Raw genomic sequence first — 16,455 nt, forward strand, 5'->3', positions numbered from 1 at the left:
GCTCCTAAAGAATCGGCGAGAACAACCTTGCAACGTGCATCGTCACGCGTCTGAATGCAGGCGCCTGGCGGTACTCGTTACGGTCGATCTCGTAGGATTCGGCGAAATCGCGCGTGAGCATCGCTTCGACTTCGGTGGCGAAGCCGCGGTCCACGGTCAGCACCATGATCTCGAAGTTCAACCGGAACGAGCGGTTGTCGAGATTCGCGCTGCCGATTGCCGCGGCGACCGTATCGATCAGCACCACCTTCTGATGCAGGAAGCCAGGCCGGTAGCGGAAGATGCGGATGCCGGCGTTGACCGAGTCGTAGGCATAGAGCTTTGATGCTTCGAACACGACGTAGTGGTCGCGCCGGCTCGGAATCAGGATGCGCACGTCCACGCCGCGCAGCACCGCGAGCCGCAGTGCTGAAAACACCGCTTCGTCTGGCACGAGATAAGGCGTGGTGATCCAGATCCGCTCGCGCGCCGCGTTGATTGCTTCGACGAAGAATAGCGAACAGGTTTCCTGCTTGTCGGCGGGACCGGTAGGCATGACGATGCAATGCATGCCCTCATCGGTCGCTTCGTAAGACGGCATATCGAGCGGCGGGAGCGTCTGGGTGGCCCAGTACCAGTCTTCCGTGAACACGAACTGGATGCTGGCGACCACCGGCCCGCGCACCTCGATATGCGTATCGCGCCACGGCGAAAGCGGTGGCTTGGCGCCGAGATATTCCACGCCGACGTTATGTCCGCCGACAAACGCTCGCTCGCCGTCCACCGAGACGATCTTGCGGTGATTGCGGAAGTTGAGCTGGAAGCGGTTGACGAAGCGCCGGTTGGTGGCGAACGGATGCACTTCGACGCCACCGGCCCGTAGCCTGGCCACATAGCTGTGCGGCAGATCGAAGCTGCCGATGCTGTCGTAGAGAAAATAGATGCGCACACCTTGTGCTGCTTTGGCGAGCAGCGCGTCCTTCAGCATCTCGCCGAGCGAATCGTCGCGCACGATGAAGAACTGCACGACGATGTAGCTGCGTGCCTGGTCGATGGCTTCGAGGATCGCGGCAAAGGTTGCCTCGCCGTTCACCAGCGTGCGCACGGAGTTGCCAGGCAGGAATGGCATGCCGCCCAGACGCGTCAGCGAGCTTACGAGCCGGGGGCCGAGCTCGTCGGTTGGCCGCCCGGCTGACGAGGCCTGCTCGTCCCACGCGTGGGGATGGGCCTGGGTGCGCAGTGACTCGTTTTCGATACGGCGCGCGTCGGCGTAACCGCGGAACTTGCTGCGTCCGAGGAACAGGTAAGGCACTACCGTCAGGTACGGCATGGCTACCAGCGATACCGCCCATGCCACCGCGCCCTGGGAGGTACGCGTGTTGAGAATGGCATGGCACGCCGCGATCACGCCCAGCAGATGGGCGAGAAGGACGAGCGGTGCGATATGAAGGAGGTCGAATTGCATAGGCGCGCGGGGAATTTTTATGCGCTTCCCGATGGTTCGGCATGAGGGCAGGGAAGTCGATCGCGCTCATCTTACCGAACCCGTTCGCCTTGCGGTCGGGTTCGGTGGATTCTTTGCTGTTCCGGGCAAATTACCCCGGCAGATCAGCCGCCTGAATCAGAAACACGTTGTCGTCTCCGGCGCTGGTCGACAGCCAGACGAGGTCGAGGCCGCCAAACGCCGCTTCCACATTCGCGCGCTCGTTGCCGATCTCGATCACCAGCACGCCATCCTCGGTCAGCCAGTTGCGTGCCTCGCCAATAATCCGGCGCACGATGTCCATGCCGTCCGCGCCGCCCGCCAGCGCCATCTCCGGTTCATGCCGGTACTCGGCCGGCAGCGTCGCCATGGACTCCGCGTTGACGTACGGCGGATTGGCGATGATCACATCGTAGCGGCGCTCAGGCAACGGTTCGAACAGGTCGCCTTCAAACAGGGCAATGCGATCGTCGAGCTTGTACTCGTCGACATTGCGCGTCGCCACTTCGAGCGCTGGCTTCGACAGATCGACGGCGTCGATATCGGCGTTCGGGAATGCATGCGCGGCGAGAATCGCGAGGCACCCGGAACCGGTGCACAACTCAAGCACCGCGCCGACCTGCTCGGGATCTTCGACATACGGCTGCAAGCCGTCCTGCAGCAGTTCTCCGATGAACGAGCGCGGCACGATCACGCGTTCGTCCACGTGGAAACGGAAACCATGCATCCACGCTTCCTGCGTGATGTAGGCGGCCGGCACGCGTTCGGCGGCACGGCGCTCGATCACGCTCAACACGGCGTCGATTTCCGCCGCGGTCAGCTTCGCATCGAGAAACGGCTCGAGCAGATCCAGCGGCAGATGCAGCGAGTGCAGCACGAGGTAGGCGGCTTCGTCGTAAGCGTTGGCCGACACGTGGCCGAACGACAGTTCGGCCTGGTTAAAGCGCGTCACTGCGAAACGCAGCAGATCGCGGACGGTGGAAAACGGGAGCGTCATCGCGGGGGTGTCCTTGGCGGGCCTGGGTTAAGCGGCTTAAGCGATCAGTTGTTCGAGTACGCGCCGGTACACGTTCTTGAGCGGCTCGATATGGGAGACGTCGATATGCTCGTCGATCTTGTGGATGGTGGCGTTCAGCGGGCCGAACTCGACCACCTGTTCGCAGATGCGGGCAATGAAACGGCCGTCGGAGGTGCCACCCGTGGTCGACAGTTCGGTGCTTACGCCGGTTTCGTCCTTGATTGCCTTGGCGAGTGCGTTCGACAGGTCGCCGCGCGGTGTCAGGAACGGCAGACCGCTCACCGACCATTGCAGATCGTATTCGAGACCGTGTTTGTCGAGGATGGCGTGCACGCGGCTTTGCAGCCCTTCAACCGTGCTCGCTGTCGAAAAACGGAAGTTGAACATTACCTCCGCGTGGCCCGGAATCACGTTGCTCGCGCCCGTGCCGCTGTGGATGTTCGACACCTGCCATGTGGTGGGCGGGAAGTATTCGTTGCCATCGTCCCAGCGCTCGGCCACGAGTTCCGCCAGCGCGGGCGCCAGCAGATGCACCGGGTTCTTCGCCAGATGCGGATAGGCGATATGCCCTTGCACACCTTTGACCGTGAGCTTGCCGGACATCGAGCCGCGCCGGCCGTTCTTCACCATGTCGCCGAACTGTGCGCTCGAAGTCGGCTCGCCCACGATGCAGTAGTCGAGTCGCTCGCCACGCTCCTTCAGCGCTTCGACGACCTTCACGGTGCCGTCGGTGGCGGGACCTTCCTCGTCGCTCGTAATCAGAAACGCGATCGAGCCGCGATGCGCCGGATGCGCCGCCACGAACTCTTCGCTTGCCACCACGAAGCCTGCAATCGAGGTCTTCATGTCAGCCGCACCGCGTCCGTAGAGCATGCCGTCGCGATGGGTCGGCTCGAAGGGCGGCGAGCTCCATTGTTCGAGAGGGCCGGTCGGCACCACGTCGGTGTGGCCGGCGAACACGAGCAGCTTGCCGCGCGTGCCGTCGACGCCGCGTTTGACAGCCCAGAGGTTCGTCACGCCATGCGATTCGATGGTCTCGCACTCGAAGCCGAGCGCCGCGAGGCGCTCGATCAGGATGCGCTGGCAATGCTGGTCGTCGGGCGTAACGGAAGCGCGCGCGATCAGTTGTTCGGTAAGGGCAAGGGTGCCGGACATGGATTCAGTACTAGCCACTTTGAAATGAAAAAATGCCGGCTGCGAGTGAACCGCCGCAGCCGGCAACAGCTTCTTGTGCATGCGGCGCCAGAGGTCACGGGCGTCCGTTCGTCAACGCTCAGGCGAAAAAACAACCTCAGCCGAACAACGTCTCGTACTCTTCCGCAGAAAAACCGAGCGTCTTGACTCGCCCGTTGACCACGACCACCGGCCGCTTGATCACCGAAGGCTTGTGGATCATCAACGCAATCGCGCCCGACTCCGTGTCCGCGGCGACCTTCATGTCGTCCGACAGACCACGCCATGTCGTACCGCGCCGGTTCAGCAAGGCGTCGAGCTTGACGTCTTTGAGCCAGTCCTGCACGAGCGGTGCGGTGACGCCGGCCTTCTTGAAATCGTGAAACTCGAACTCGACGCCGTGCTCTTCCAGCCACACGCGGGCTTTCTTCACGGTGTCGCAGTTCGGGATGCCGTAGACGACAGTCTTGTTGGCGCGTGCCATCAATCGCCTCGCAGCAACTCGTTGAGACCGACCTTGGCGCGCGTTTTCGCGTCGACCTTCTTGACGATCACCGCGCAGTAGAGGCTATGCGAGCCGTCCTTCGACGGCAGGTTGCCGGCCACCACCACCGAACCTGCCGGGATGCGGCCATACGTGACTTCGCCGGTTTCTCGGTCGTAAATCTTGGTGCTCTGGCCGAGGTACACGCCCATCGAGATCACCGAGTTTTCTTCGACGATCACGCCTTCCACGACTTCCGAGCGTGCGCCGATAAAGCAGTTGTCTTCGATGATGACCGGGTTGGCCTGCAGCGGCTCCAGCACGCCGCCGATGCCCACGCCACCCGACAGGTGAACGTTCTTGCCGATCTGCGCACACGAGCCGACGGTGGCCCACGTATCGACCATCGTCCCTTCGTCGACGTATGCGCCGATGTTGGTGTACGACGGCATCAGCACGACGTTCTTGGCGATGAACGAGCCACGGCGCGCGATGGCGGGCGGCACCACGCGGAAGCCGCCGGCGGCGAAGTCTTCAGCGGTGTAGTTCGCAAACTTCGAGGGCACCTTGTCGTAGAACTGCGAATAGCCACCAGCCGGCATCGGCGCGTTGTCTTCCAGACGGAACGATAGCAGCACCGCTTTCTTCAGCCATTGATTGACGACCCATTCGCCGTTTTTCTTTTCGGCGACGCGCAGCAGACCCTTGTCGAGTTGCTCGATGGCGTGTGCGACGGCCTCACGCACGTCGGCGGGGGCGGCCTTCGGCGACAGGTCTGCGCGGTTTTCCCAGGCGGTATCGATGATCTGCTGAAGTTGTTGCGACATATTCGTGGCTTATCGAGGATTAAAGAGTTGAAGTCTGAGGAAGAGGGGCTGCATGCCGGGCGCGTTTAGCGCGCGAACGCATGGCAAAAATCGACGATCCGCTGCGCGCCTTCCGTACACTCGTCGACATCGGCGACCAGCGCGAGGCGCACGAAATTGCGGCCGGGGTTCGTGTCGTGCGCAGTGCGCGCGAGGTACGAGCCCGGCAGAACCGTCACATTATAGTCGGCGTAGAGACGCTGGGCGAACTCGGTATCCGTCAGGCCAGTGCGCGCTACATTGCACCACAGGTAGAAGGCGGCATCGGGCAGGCGCACGTCGAGCACGTCGGCAATCATCGGCGTAACGGTGGCAAATTTCTGCACGTATTTCGCGCGGTTCTCGCGCACATGCGTCTCGTCGTTCCAGGCCGCGATACTCGCAGTCTGGTACACGGTCGACAAGGCGGCGCCGTGGTATGTCCGGTATAGCAGGAACTGCTTGAGGATCGCCGCGTCGCCGGCGACGAAGCCCGAGCGCATGCCCGGCACGTTAGAGCGCTTCGACAGGCTCGAGAGCATCACGATGCGCTCGAAGCCGCGGCCCAGCTTGTGCGCTGCCTCGAGCGCGCCAAGCGGCGGTTTGGCTTCGTCGAAATAGATTTCCGAGTAGCACTCGTCGGAGGCAATCACGAAGCCATAACGGTCGGACAGTGCAAACAGTTCGCGCCAGTCCTCGAGCGTCAGCACCGCGCCGGTCGGGTTGCCCGGCGAACAGACGTAGAGCAGTTGCGTGCGTGCCCAGATGTCGGCTGGCACGGCCGAATAATCACAGGCGAAATTGCGGGCCGGATCGCTGTTGACGAAATACGGCTGCGCGCCGGCCAGCAAAGCTGCGCCTTCGTAGATCTGGTAGAACGGGTTCGGGCAGAGTACGATCGCGGGCTCGCCCGTTGCGTTTCGCTTCGGGTCGATCACGGTCTGCGCGAGCGCAAACAAGGCCTCGCGGGAGCCGGCAACCGGCAGCACTTCAGTGGCCGGATCGACGGGCGGCAGGTTGTAGCGCTGCGTGATCCAGTTCGCAATCGACTCGCGCAACGCCGGTGAACCGAGCGTGGCCGGATACACCGCCAGGCCGCCGAGCGAAGCGATCACCGCGTCGCGGATCAGCGCCGGGGTCGGATGTTTCGGTTCGCCAATGCCGAAGCTGATGTGCGAGAGAGCGGCTGGCGGCGTGACGTCCTTGAAAAGCAGACGCAGCTTTTCGAACGGATAGGACTGGAGGGTGTCGAGTAGCGGGTTCACTTGGCGGATCGAGCCTGATCGAAAACGGGCGGAGACAGGTGAGGGGCACGCGCGGCGGCGGCAATCATCGTCGCATCGATCGGGACGGTGAAATGACGGCACAGGCGGCGGATCGGTGATTATAGCGTGGTGCGACGGGCCTGGCGCCTGGCGGGCCCCGCTGGATCACTCGGGCGCCGCGCGCGAAGACTGCAGGCGAAGCGGCCTATCTCAGACGGCCGCGCAAATAGATACCGGGAGACAGAATGCAGGTGGTAGTTCAGGCGGCAGTTCGGGTGACAGCTCAAGCGGCGGGTCAGCTAACGTACGAGGCGGCAGGTCAGGTGTCCGCCCAGGTGGCAAGGCCGCTCCCGGTTGAGGACAGATCGGGTCTTGCAGGACGTCCGGCCGCCGCCGTTCAGTGCTCGAACGGCCCACGCCAGAGCCGGAGCGCGAGCAGAAGCAGGAGCGCCGCGCGATGAGCAACTGGATTCGCACGAGTTGGCCGGCGCTCGCCATCATGCTGGGCGCGTCCGTTTGGGGCATGATCTGGTACCCGCTGCGCATGCTGGCTTCGCTGGGAGTGACCGGCACGGCCGCCAGCGCGCTCACAAGCGGCGCCGGCTGCCTGTTCGTGCTGCTGGTACGCCACCGCGCCATCCGCACAGTCCGCTGGCATTGGCTGCTGCCCGCACTAGCGCTGGCCGCCGGTGTCACGAACCTCGGTTTCGTCTGGGGTTCGATCCACGGCCAGGTCATGCGCGTGCTGCTGCTCTTCTACCTCACCCCAGCGTGGACCGCGCTGTTCGCACATTTCATCCTGCATGAACGCCTGACGTGGACCGGTGCTGCGCTTGCGGCGCTATCGCTGGCGGGCGCGATGACCATGCTGTGGTCGCCCCAACTGGGTTTGCCGGTGCCGGCGAATCTGGCCGAATGGGGTGGCCTCGCCGGCGGTATGGGCTTTGCCATGAGCAATGTGTTGATTCTCAAGACGAGCCGTGTGCTGCCCGGGATGAAGGCGGAAATGCGCACCGCGACGATTTTCGGCGGTGCTGCCATCTTCGGCGCCTGCGCGTCGTTATTCGAGGCGATGCCTGCGCCGCCCACCGGCGCGCACCTGGGCGTGGCGGCCTTGCTGGTGCTGGGCCTCGGTTTCCTGTTGGCGTCCAATAACATGCTGGTGCAATACGGCATGGCGCGCATCCCGGCGAACCGCGCATCGATCATCATGCTGTTCGAAATCGTGGTGACGGCGCTGTCTGCGTGGCTCTTTGCCGGCGAGACCCCCGGGCCGCGCGAATGGGCGGGCGGCGCGTGCATCGTGCTGGCGTCGGCGTTGTCGAGTTGGGTGCATCGCACTAAGCTCGACCCTAAGCGCCAGGACCGCTCACGCGCGATGGTATGATTGCCCCTGCTTGCCGTCGCGCGCCTTGCCGGGCGTGCGCGGCGCCCGTATCGCGGGGTTCGTGTGGGTCGTTTCGCAGTGGCTGGGAACGGCACGCGCGGCCCTTGCGATCCACCTTTATTTTCCCTTTTCAATCAGCGATATCGCCGTGCGTCTGACCTCGATCAAACTCGCTGGCTTCAAGTCATTCGTCGATCCCACGCATTTCCAGGTTCCGGGCCAGCTTGTCGGCGTGGTCGGTCCCAATGGTTGCGGCAAGTCCAACATCATCGACGCCGTGCGCTGGGTGCTCGGCGAATCGCGCGCTTCCGAACTGCGCGGCGAGTCGATGCAGGACGTGATCTTCAACGGCTCTACTGCGCGCAAGCCGGGCAGCCGCGCCAGCGTCGAACTCGTGTTCGACAACGCCGACGGCCGTGCCGCCGGCCAGTGGGGGCAGTATGCCGAAATCGCCGTCAAGCGCGTCCTGACACGCGACGGCACTTCGAGCTACTACATCAACAACCTGCCGGCGCGCCGCCGCGACATCCAGGACATCTTCCTCGGCACCGGTCTCGGGCCGCGGGCGTACGCCATCATCGGGCAGGGCATGATTGCGCGCCTGATCGAGGCGAAGCCTGAAGAGCTGCGCGTGTTCCTCGAAGAAGCCGCGGGCGTCTCGAAGTACAAGGAACGCCGCCGCGAGACTGAGAGCCGTCTGCACGACACGCGTGAGAATCTGACGCGGGTGGAGGACATCGTCCGTGAACTCGGCACGAACCTCGAAAAGCTCGAAGGCCAGGCGGTTGTCGCGACGAAGTTCAAGGAACTGCAGGCCGACGGCGAAATGAAGCAGCGCCTCTTGTGGCTGCTGCGCAAGAACGAAGCCGGCGGCGAGCAGGAACGCCAGCAACGCGCCATCGAACAGGCGCAGATCGACCTCGAAGCCCAAACCGCGAAGCTGCGCGAAGTCGAAGCGCAGCTGGAAACGCTGCGTGTGGCGCACTATTCGGCGAGCGATGCGATGCAGGGCGCGCAAGGTGCACTCTACGAGGCGAACGCCGAAGTGAGCCGGCTCGAGGCCGAGATCAAGTTCATCGTCGAATCGCGCAACCGCGTCCAGGCGCAGATCGCCGCGCTGAACGCGCAGCGCGAGCAGTGGCAGTCGCAGGCCCAGAAGGCCCAGGACGACCTCGAAGACGCTGCGGAACAACTGGCGGTGGCGGAAGAAAAGGCCGCGCTTGCCGAAGACGAAGCTGCTGCGAAGCACGACGCGATGCCCGCTCTCGAAGCCCGTTGGCGCGATGCGCAGACGCAGCTGAACGAAGAGCGCGGCGGCATTGCACAGACCGAGCAGGCGCTCAAACTGGAGGCCGCGCATCAGCGCAATGCCGACCAGCAACTGCAGCAGTTGCAGCAGCGTCATGAGCGGTTGAAGCTGGAAGCGGGCGGTCTCGACGCGCCGGACGAAACCCAGCTCGAAGAGCTGCGCATGCAGTTGGCCGAGCACGAAGAGATTCTTAACGACGCCCAGGCGCGCCTCGCCGATGCCCAGGAAACGCTGCCGCGCCTCGACGGCGAACGGCGCAGCGCCCAGGAGCGCGTGCAGTCGGAAACGGCGCAGATTCATCAGCTCGACGCGCGCCTTGCTGCGCTCAAGCAGTTGCAGGAAAACGTCCAGACCGAAGGCAAGATCCAGCCGTGGCTCGAGAAGCATGAGCTGAACGGTCTGCCGCGGCTGTGGAAGAAGCTGCACGTTGAAGCAGGCTGGGAAACGGCGCTGGAATCGGTGTTGCGCGAGCGTCTCGCTGCGCTGGAAGTGTCGAATCTCGACTGGGTCAAGGCCTTCGCGACCGATGCGCCGCCCGCCAAGCTCGCCTTTTACGCACCGCCGGCAGCTGGAGCGCCGGTCACGACGCCGCCTGCCTTGCGGCCGCTGCTGTCGCTGGTGCGCATTGACGACGCGGGTCTGCGTGCGGTGTTGAACGACTGGCTGGGTCTCGCTTTTGTTGCCGACGATCTTGCCCAGGCGCTCTCGCTGCGTTCGCAGTTGCCGGAAGGCGGCTCGTTCGTCGTCAAGGCGGGTCATGTGGTGACGCGCGTCGGCGTGCAACTCTATGCTGCCGATTCCGAGCAGGCCGGCATGCTGGCCCGTCAGCAGGAAATCGAAAATCTGACGCGCCAGGTGCGCGCCCAGGGGCTGCTCGCGGACGAAGCCAAGACGGCGGCGATTCGCGCCGAGGCGGCTCACACGCAGGCATCGCAAACCTTGACGGACGTGCGCCAGCAGGCCGAGCGCGCGACCCAGCGCGTGCACGCGCTGCAGATGGATGTGCTGAAGCTCACCCAGGCGCATGAGCGCTACATGCAGCGCAGCACGCAGATTCGCGAAGAGCTCGAAGAGATCACCGCACAGATCGACGAGCAGCGCGCCTTGCGCGGCGAGTCGGAAGCGAACTTCGAACGTCACGACGCCGAACTGGCCGAATTGCAGGCGCGCTTCGAAGACAACCAGTTGGCCTTCGAAGCACTCGATGAAGAACTGACGGCTGCGCGAGCGCAGTCTCGCGATCTTGATCGGGCTGCCACCGATGCACGCTTTGCCGCGCGCAATATGGCGAACCGCATCGACGAACTCAAGCGCAGCATTCAGGTGGCGCACGAGCAGAGCGAACGGGTTGCCGCATCGCTCGAAGACGCGCGGGCCGAGCTCGAAACGATTAATGAGCAGACCGCGCATACGGGTCTGCAAGGCGCGCTGGAGATCCGGGCGGTCAAGGAAGAGGCGCTGCATGCCGCGCGGCTTGAGTTGGACGACCTGACCGCCAAGCTGCGCGCTGCCGACGAGACGCGTCTCACGGCAGAACGGGCGCTGCAGCCGCTGCGCGACCGCATTACCGAGCTGCAGTTGAAGGAACAGGCCGCGCGCTTGAACGCCGAGCAGTTCATCGAACAGCTCGCCGCAGCAGGTGTCGACGAGGCCGAATTGCAGGCCAGGCTGACACCGGACATGAAGCCGTCCTACCTGCAAGGCGAAGTCACGCGGCTGAACAACGCGATCGCTTCGCTGGGTCCGGTGAATATGGCCGCGCTCGACGAACTGAAGGCCGCTACCGAGCGCAAGAGCTTCCTCGATGCGCAGTCGGCTGACCTGAACAGCGCAATCGAAACGCTGGAAGACGCGATTCACAAGATCGATCAGGAAACCCGCACGCTGCTGCAGGGCACCTTCGATCAGGTCAACCAGCATTTCGGCGAACTGTTCCCGCGCCTGTTCGGCGGTGGCCAGGCCAAGCTGATCATGACCGGCGACGAAATCCTCGACGCCGGCGTGCAGGTCATGGCGCAACCGCCGGGCAAGAAGAACTCGACGATTCACTTGCTGTCGGGCGGCGAGAAAGCGCTGACCGCGACGGCACTCGTGTTCGCGATGTTCCAGTTGAATCCGGCGCCGTTCTGTCTGCTCGACGAAGTGGACGCGCCGCTCGACGACGCCAACACGGAGCGCTTTGCCAATCTCGTGCGCGCGATGTCGGACAAGACCCAGTTCCTGTTCATCTCGCACAACAAGATCGCGATGGAAATGGCCCAGCAACTGATCGGCGTGACGATGCAGGAGCAGGGTGTGTCGCGGATCGTCGCGGTCGACATGGAAACGGCCGCCGGTTTCGCCCAGAATATCGTTTGATACGGACGGCGCGAGCCTGCGCCCCCGCTGCGGCAAGCTTGCCGCGCGGCGCAGGCTCAGACGCCGCGCAAACAGAAGAATTGCTGATGGAGCATGCATGGACGAGTTGACACTCGGTTTGATCGGCGCGGGTGCCGTGGTGGTCGGGGGCGTGGTGGTCTACAACGCATGGCAAGGCGCGAAGGTGCGCCGCCGGATGCCGCGGCCGATGCCGGCCGATACTGCCGAGGCCTTTGCACGCGAAGACCAGGAAGAACAAAGCCCGTTCATCGAACCGGCCCGGCCGACCACTCGCCGCGAGCCCGTGTCGGATGACGCGACCGATACCGGGTCGCGCGTCGAACCTACCTTCGGCACGGCGCCGCCGCTCGACACCCCCGCGGATATCCAGGCCGAGACGACTACGCCGAATGGTTTCCCCGAGCCGCAAAGCGAGGGCGTGCCCGCTGGTGCCGACGAGCCTGCTGAGCCGATTATGCCGGCCGCGACGACGATCTCTTCTGCACCGCCTGCGATCGTGGATCGGCGCATTGATTGCATCGTGCCGATTCGTCTCGCCGGTCCGCTGGCAGGCGACAAGGTGATTCCGCTTGCGCAACGTCTGCGCCGTGCGGGCAGCAAGCCGGTGCATATTGAGGGCAAGCCGGAAGGCGGCGGCGCATGGGAACTGCTGCAGAACGGCGTGCGCTACGAAGAACTGCGTGCAGCCGCGCAACTGGCCAACCGCAGTGGTCCGCTGAACGAACTGGAGTTTTCCGAGTTCGTCACGGGCGTGCAGCAGTTTGCCGATGCCATCGACGCGGCTCCCGAATTCCCCGACATGATGGAAACGGTGGCGATGGCCCGCGAGCTGGACGGTTTCGCCGCCCAATGCGATGCGCAACTGTCGATCAACGTGCTGTCGGACGGGGCGCCGTGGTCGGCGAACTATGTGCAGGCCGTGGCTTCGCAGGACGGCCTGCTGCTTTCGCGCGACGGCACGCGTTTCGTCAAGCTCGACGCCCGGCAAAGCCCGGTGTTCATGCTGCAGTTCGGCGATACCAACTTCCTGCGCGACGACCTCACCTACAAGGGCGGCCAGATGATCACGCTGGTGCTCGACGTGCCGGTGGCCGATGAAGACATCCTGCCGTTCCGGCTGATGTGCGACTACGCCAAGTCGCTGTCGGAGCGGATTGGCGGCCGGGTGGTGGACGATGGGCGCCGTCCGCTGCCGGAAACGTCGTTGCTGGCGATTGAGAAGCAGTTGATGACGCTGTACGCCAAGCTGGAGCAAGCTGGGATTCCGGCGGGTTCGCCGGCCACGAGGCGGTTGTTTAGCCAGTAGGCTGTTGGCGGTTGCGGCAGTTGGGTCCGCGCAATAGTAGGCGCCTCGACTGTGCTGGCGCCCCTTCGACGCCACGATAAAAGCTGCGTATGCCGATCTCGCCAGCGTCGCGCGCGCCCTGCTTCAGTCGACCTCCTTCGGCCATGCGCCGCCGCTGATCCAAGCCTTGATCGCGGCGACCACCGCTTCATCCTGTCCATTGAAACCGTGATGGCCCATTGCCTCGCATGGGTTGCCGCGTGCGTTTCCGCCGCTGACAGCGATGAAATCATGACCATCGTCCGCGATACGCTTCGCTGCACTGAACGAACAGAGATAGCAGCCGTCGTCGACGTGATGCACGAAGAGCTGGCGAGCGTGGATCTCGCCGTAGTTGAAGCCGGCCAGCGGCAGCGCCTGACCACGCGCTGGACTGCTTAGCGTCGAGGTATGGACGACAGCGTCCCAGGTATCGGGCAGCGCCCGGCCGACAAACGCCGAAGAAATCGTCCCCCGACTTGTGCCGACGAGCACGAGTTTCGCCTGCGGAAAGCGCGTGCGCAGGTCAGCCGCGACACGCGCGAGGTCCTGTGCATGGCGCGGCGACGCGCGGAAGCTGTCGGAGTAGCCGCCAGGCTGGTCGGACGGCGCATCGACCAGTGCAGTGGCAAAGCGGTCGTCGACCAGCAAGGTGCGCGCTCGCACGAGGAAGTTTTTCTTCAGACCCAGCCTGATAGTGCCGTCGCTCGCCTGCGCCAGTTGCAATGCCCCGTCGCCGCCCGCGAACATGACGAGAACCCAGTCGGGGTGACTGTCGTCCTTTTGCGTTAGCAGGTATGAGATCGTCGCGCTGTCCGCTAGTGGGACGGTGACGACCTGTTCGAGCGCGCACGCGGGCGCGGCGTGCCAGACGCATAGTGCAATGCAAAGCGACATGGCGAACGAGGCCAGCCGCCCGAGACCACGTCTGATCACAGTAAAACCCGTCATGGTTGTCCTTCGGTGGATATGCCGGAGCGGCATGTGGCTCGTGCGCTTACAGTCGCATTCCGCTCCTCGAGTGTCAATGCAACACAGCGCACGTTAGCCGTTTGGCCAGGGCTAGCCCACGATCGGTGAGGCGGCGTACGAAACTGGCCATCCGGCCAATGTCCACGACGTGCGGTTCCTGAGATAATCTGAAGTCTGAATTTCACCGGCGGATCTTCTCAAAGCATGGCCCGAACCACCGTCCCTGACCCAGCAACGAGCAGCCCGGCCAAGCGTGCTGCGTGGTTGCGCGCGGAACTCGAACGCGCGAACTACGCGTACTACGTACTCGACCAGCCGGATCTGCCGGACGCGGAATACGACAAGCTCTTCAAGGAGCTTCAACAGATCGAGACGGAGCATCCGGATCTGATCACACCGGACTCGCCTACCCAGCGCGTCGGCGGCGAGGCCGCGAGCGGCTTCGAACCGGTCCTGCACGACCAGCCGATGCTCTCGCTGAACAATGGCTTTGCCGACGAAGACATCGCGGCGTTCGACAAACGCATTGCCGATGCGCTCGGCAAAACGCCGGTCAGTTACGCCTGCGAGCTCAAGTTCGACGGCCTGGCCATTTCGCTGCGCTATGTGGACGGGCACTTCGTGCAGGCTTCCACGCGCGGTGACGGCACGACCGGCGAAGACGTGACCGGCAATGTCCGCACGATCCGGTCCATTCCGTTGACCCTCAAAGGTAAGCGTGTGCCGAAGGTGCTCGACGTGCGCGGCGAAGTGCTGATGTTCAAGCGCGATTTCGAACGTCTCAACGAGCGGCAACGTGCGGCCGGTCTCAAGGAATTTGCCAACCCGCGTAACGCCGCGGCCGGCAGTTTGCGCCAGCTCGATTCGAAGATCACGGCGCAGCGCCCGCTGTCTTTCTTCGCCTATGGAATCGGTGTGCTCGACGGCGAGCCGATGCCGGCTACCCATAGCGCGCTGCTCGATTGGTATGGCGAAATGGGCTTGCCGGTCAACAGCGAGCGAGCGGTGGTGGAGGGCGTGGAGGGGCTGCTGGGGTTCTTCCATAAGGTGGGCGAGAAGCGCGACGGGCTACCGTACGATATCGACGGCGTGGTGTACAAGGTCAACGCCCGCGACGAGCAGGACGTACTCGGCTTCGTCTCGCGCGCTCCACGCTTTGCGCTCGCGCACAAGTTTCCGGCCCAGGAAGCGCTGACGAAGCTGCTGGCGATCGACGTGCAGGTTGGCCGTACGGGAGCGATCACGCCGGTGGCACGTCTCGAGCCGGTGTTCGTCGGCGGCGCGACGGTGACGAATGCCACGTTGCACAACGAAGACGAAGTGCGCCGCAAAGATATCCGCATCGGCGATACCGTGATCGTGCGGCGCGCCGGCGACGTGATCCCGGAAGTGGTGAGCGCGCTCATGGACCGGCGTCCGGCGGACGCCACTGAGTTTGTGATGCCCACGCAGTGCCCAATTTGCGGCTCGGCCATCGAACGTTTGCCTGACGAGGCAATCGCCCGCTGCACGGGCGGCCTGTTTTGTCCGGCGCAGCGCAAGCAGGCCCTGTGGCATTTCGCGCAACGCCGCGCGCTGGATATCGACGGGCTCGGCGAGAAGATCATCGACCAACTGGTCGAACTGAAGCTCGTGCGTACGCCGGCTGATCTGTTCAATCTCGGTTTTGCGACGTTGGCCGAGCTCGACCGCTTCGCCGAAAAGTCCGCGCAGAACCTGCTCGACTCGCTCGAAAAAGCCAAGCACACCACCCTTGGACGCTTCCTTTACGCGCTCGGAATTCGTCAGGTGGGCGAATCGACGGCTAAGGATCTGGCAAAGCACTTCGGTTCGCTCGATCCAATCATGAACGCCACGGTCGAGGAACTACTGGAAGTGAATGATGTAGGACCGGTGGTGGCCGAGTCGATTCATCAGTTTTTCGCCGAAGAGCACAACCGGACGGTGATCGAGCAGTTGCGCGCGCCGGGCAAGGTGACGTGGCCGGAAGGGCCGCCGGCGCCGAAGGCGCCACAAGGCTTGCTGGCGGGCAAGACGATTGTGCTGACGGGCACTTTACCGACGCTGGCCCGTGAAGAAGCCAAGGAAATGCTTGAAGCAGCGGGCGCCAAGGTGGCCGGTTCGGTGTCGAAGAAAACCGATTACGTCGTCGCTGGCGCCGAGGCAGGCAGCAAACTTGTGAAAGCTGAGGAACTCGGCATCCCGGTCCTCGACGAAGATGGTATGCGTAAGCTCCTGGAGGGGCAGATAACATGATCCGCGAAATTCTCAAGATGGGCGATCCGCGTCTTTTGCGCATCGCCGCTCCGGTCGACCACTTCGACACGCCCGACCTGCATGCCCTCATCAAGGACATGTTCGAGACCATGCACGACGCCAATGGCGCGGGGCTCGCTGCGCCGCAGATCGGGGTCGATCTGCAGGTCGTGATTTTCGGCTTTGGACACAACGAGCGCTATCCGGATGCGCCGCCGGTGCCTGAAACGGTATTGATCAATCCGACCATTACCCCGGTGTCGCAGGATATGGAAGAGGGTTGGGAAGGCTGCCTTTCGGTACCGGGTCTGCGCGGCGCCGTCAGCCGTTTTTCGATGATCCGCTATCACGGCTTCGACCAGTTCGGCAATCCGATAGACCGTGTCGCCGAAGGCTTCCATGCCCGCGTCGTCCAGCACGAGTGCGATCACCTGATCGGCAAGCTCTACCCGATGCGGATCAACGATTTCGCGAAGTTCGGCTTCACGGAAGTGTTGTTTCCGGATCTGGATCCGAATAGCGACGACTGAGCGCGAAGGGTGGCCGTGAAGCCTCCGAGCGTTCGAACACCTTGATAGAAA

12 protein-coding genes are annotated in these 16,455 nt (G+C 63.7%); 5 read left to right on the forward strand and 7 right to left on the reverse strand.

The features are described 5' to 3' along the window. Positions 1 to 4 precede the first annotated feature (4 nt). From cls to dapC, 6 genes are all read right to left on the reverse strand, one after another. Positions 5 to 1,444: a cardiolipin synthase gene (cls, locus tag P3T17_RS03275; RefSeq protein WP_074264265.1), complete on the reverse strand. Its 1,440-nt coding sequence runs from the start codon at positions 1,442 to 1,444 to the stop codon at positions 5 to 7. A gap of 130 nt (positions 1,445 to 1,574) precedes the next feature. Beyond that, positions 1,575 to 2,459: a 50S ribosomal protein L3 N(5)-glutamine methyltransferase gene (prmB, locus tag P3T17_RS03280; protein ID WP_074264266.1), complete on the reverse strand. Its 885-nt coding sequence runs from the start codon at positions 2,457 to 2,459 to the stop codon at positions 1,575 to 1,577. Positions 2,460 to 2,495: 36 nt separating this feature from the next. Beyond that, the gene (gene dapE / locus P3T17_RS03285) at positions 2,496 to 3,635 is read right to left on the reverse strand and encodes a succinyl-diaminopimelate desuccinylase (RefSeq protein WP_429404675.1); all 1,140 of its coding nucleotides are present in this window, start codon (positions 3,633 to 3,635) and stop codon (positions 2,496 to 2,498) included. 136 nt (positions 3,636 to 3,771) lie between these two features. After that, positions 3,772 to 4,137, reverse strand: coding sequence for an ArsC family reductase (locus P3T17_RS03290; RefSeq protein ID WP_429404677.1), 366 nt, complete (start codon positions 4,135 to 4,137; stop codon positions 3,772 to 3,774). Then, complete coding sequence (gene dapD / locus P3T17_RS03295; protein ID WP_074264268.1) at positions 4,137 to 4,964, reverse strand: 2,3,4,5-tetrahydropyridine-2,6-dicarboxylate N-succinyltransferase; 828 nt, start codon at positions 4,962 to 4,964, stop codon at positions 4,137 to 4,139. The genes P3T17_RS03290 and dapD overlap by 1 nt, the downstream gene beginning before the upstream one ends. Positions 4,965 to 5,029: 65 nt before the next feature. Beyond that, entirely contained in the window at positions 5,030 to 6,247 is a 1,218-nt protein-coding gene (gene dapC, locus P3T17_RS03300) for a succinyldiaminopimelate transaminase (RefSeq protein WP_429404679.1), read from the reverse strand. A 457-nt stretch (positions 6,248 to 6,704) separates the two neighbouring features. On the opposite strand from dapC, the gene P3T17_RS03305 reads away from it, so the two are divergent. The 3 genes from P3T17_RS03305 (at position 6,705) to P3T17_RS03315 (ending at position 12,628) form a co-directional block, all read left to right on the forward strand. Further along, positions 6,705 to 7,634, forward strand: coding sequence for a DMT family transporter (locus P3T17_RS03305; protein ID WP_429404681.1), 930 nt, complete (start codon positions 6,705 to 6,707; stop codon positions 7,632 to 7,634). A gap of 148 nt (positions 7,635 to 7,782) precedes the next feature. Next, the gene (smc, locus tag P3T17_RS03310) at positions 7,783 to 11,301 is read left to right on the forward strand and encodes a chromosome segregation protein SMC (RefSeq protein WP_429405492.1); all 3,519 of its coding nucleotides are present in this window, start codon (positions 7,783 to 7,785) and stop codon (positions 11,299 to 11,301) included. A 97-nt stretch (positions 11,302 to 11,398) separates the two neighbouring features. Next, positions 11,399 to 12,628, forward strand: coding sequence for a cell division protein ZipA C-terminal FtsZ-binding domain-containing protein (locus tag P3T17_RS03315; protein ID WP_429404683.1), 1,230 nt, complete (start codon positions 11,399 to 11,401; stop codon positions 12,626 to 12,628). Positions 12,629 to 12,751: 123 nt separating this feature from the next. Here the strand turns inward: P3T17_RS03315 and P3T17_RS03320 are convergent, their stop codons facing one another. Next, positions 12,752 to 13,597: a hypothetical protein gene (locus tag P3T17_RS03320; protein WP_429404685.1), complete on the reverse strand. Its 846-nt coding sequence runs from the start codon at positions 13,595 to 13,597 to the stop codon at positions 12,752 to 12,754. Positions 13,598 to 13,822: 225 nt separating this feature from the next. On the opposite strand from P3T17_RS03320, the gene ligA reads away from it, so the two are divergent. Both ligA and def read left to right on the forward strand, forming a co-directional pair. Then, on the forward strand, positions 13,823 to 15,874 hold the full coding sequence (gene ligA, locus P3T17_RS03325; RefSeq protein ID WP_429404687.1) for an NAD-dependent DNA ligase LigA: 2,052 nt from the start codon (positions 13,823 to 13,825) through the stop codon (positions 15,872 to 15,874). After that, a complete protein-coding gene (gene def, locus P3T17_RS03330) occupies positions 15,871 to 16,404 on the forward strand; it encodes a peptide deformylase (RefSeq protein WP_074264274.1) in 534 nt (177 codons plus the stop codon). Before ligA ends, def begins: the two co-directional genes overlap by 4 nt. Positions 16,405 to 16,455 lie beyond the last annotated feature (51 nt).

The sequence above is a fragment of the Paraburkholderia sp. GAS82 genome, assembly GCF_050436285.1.
GTDB lineage: Bacteria > Pseudomonadota > Gammaproteobacteria > Burkholderiales > Burkholderiaceae > Paraburkholderia > Paraburkholderia phenazinium_B.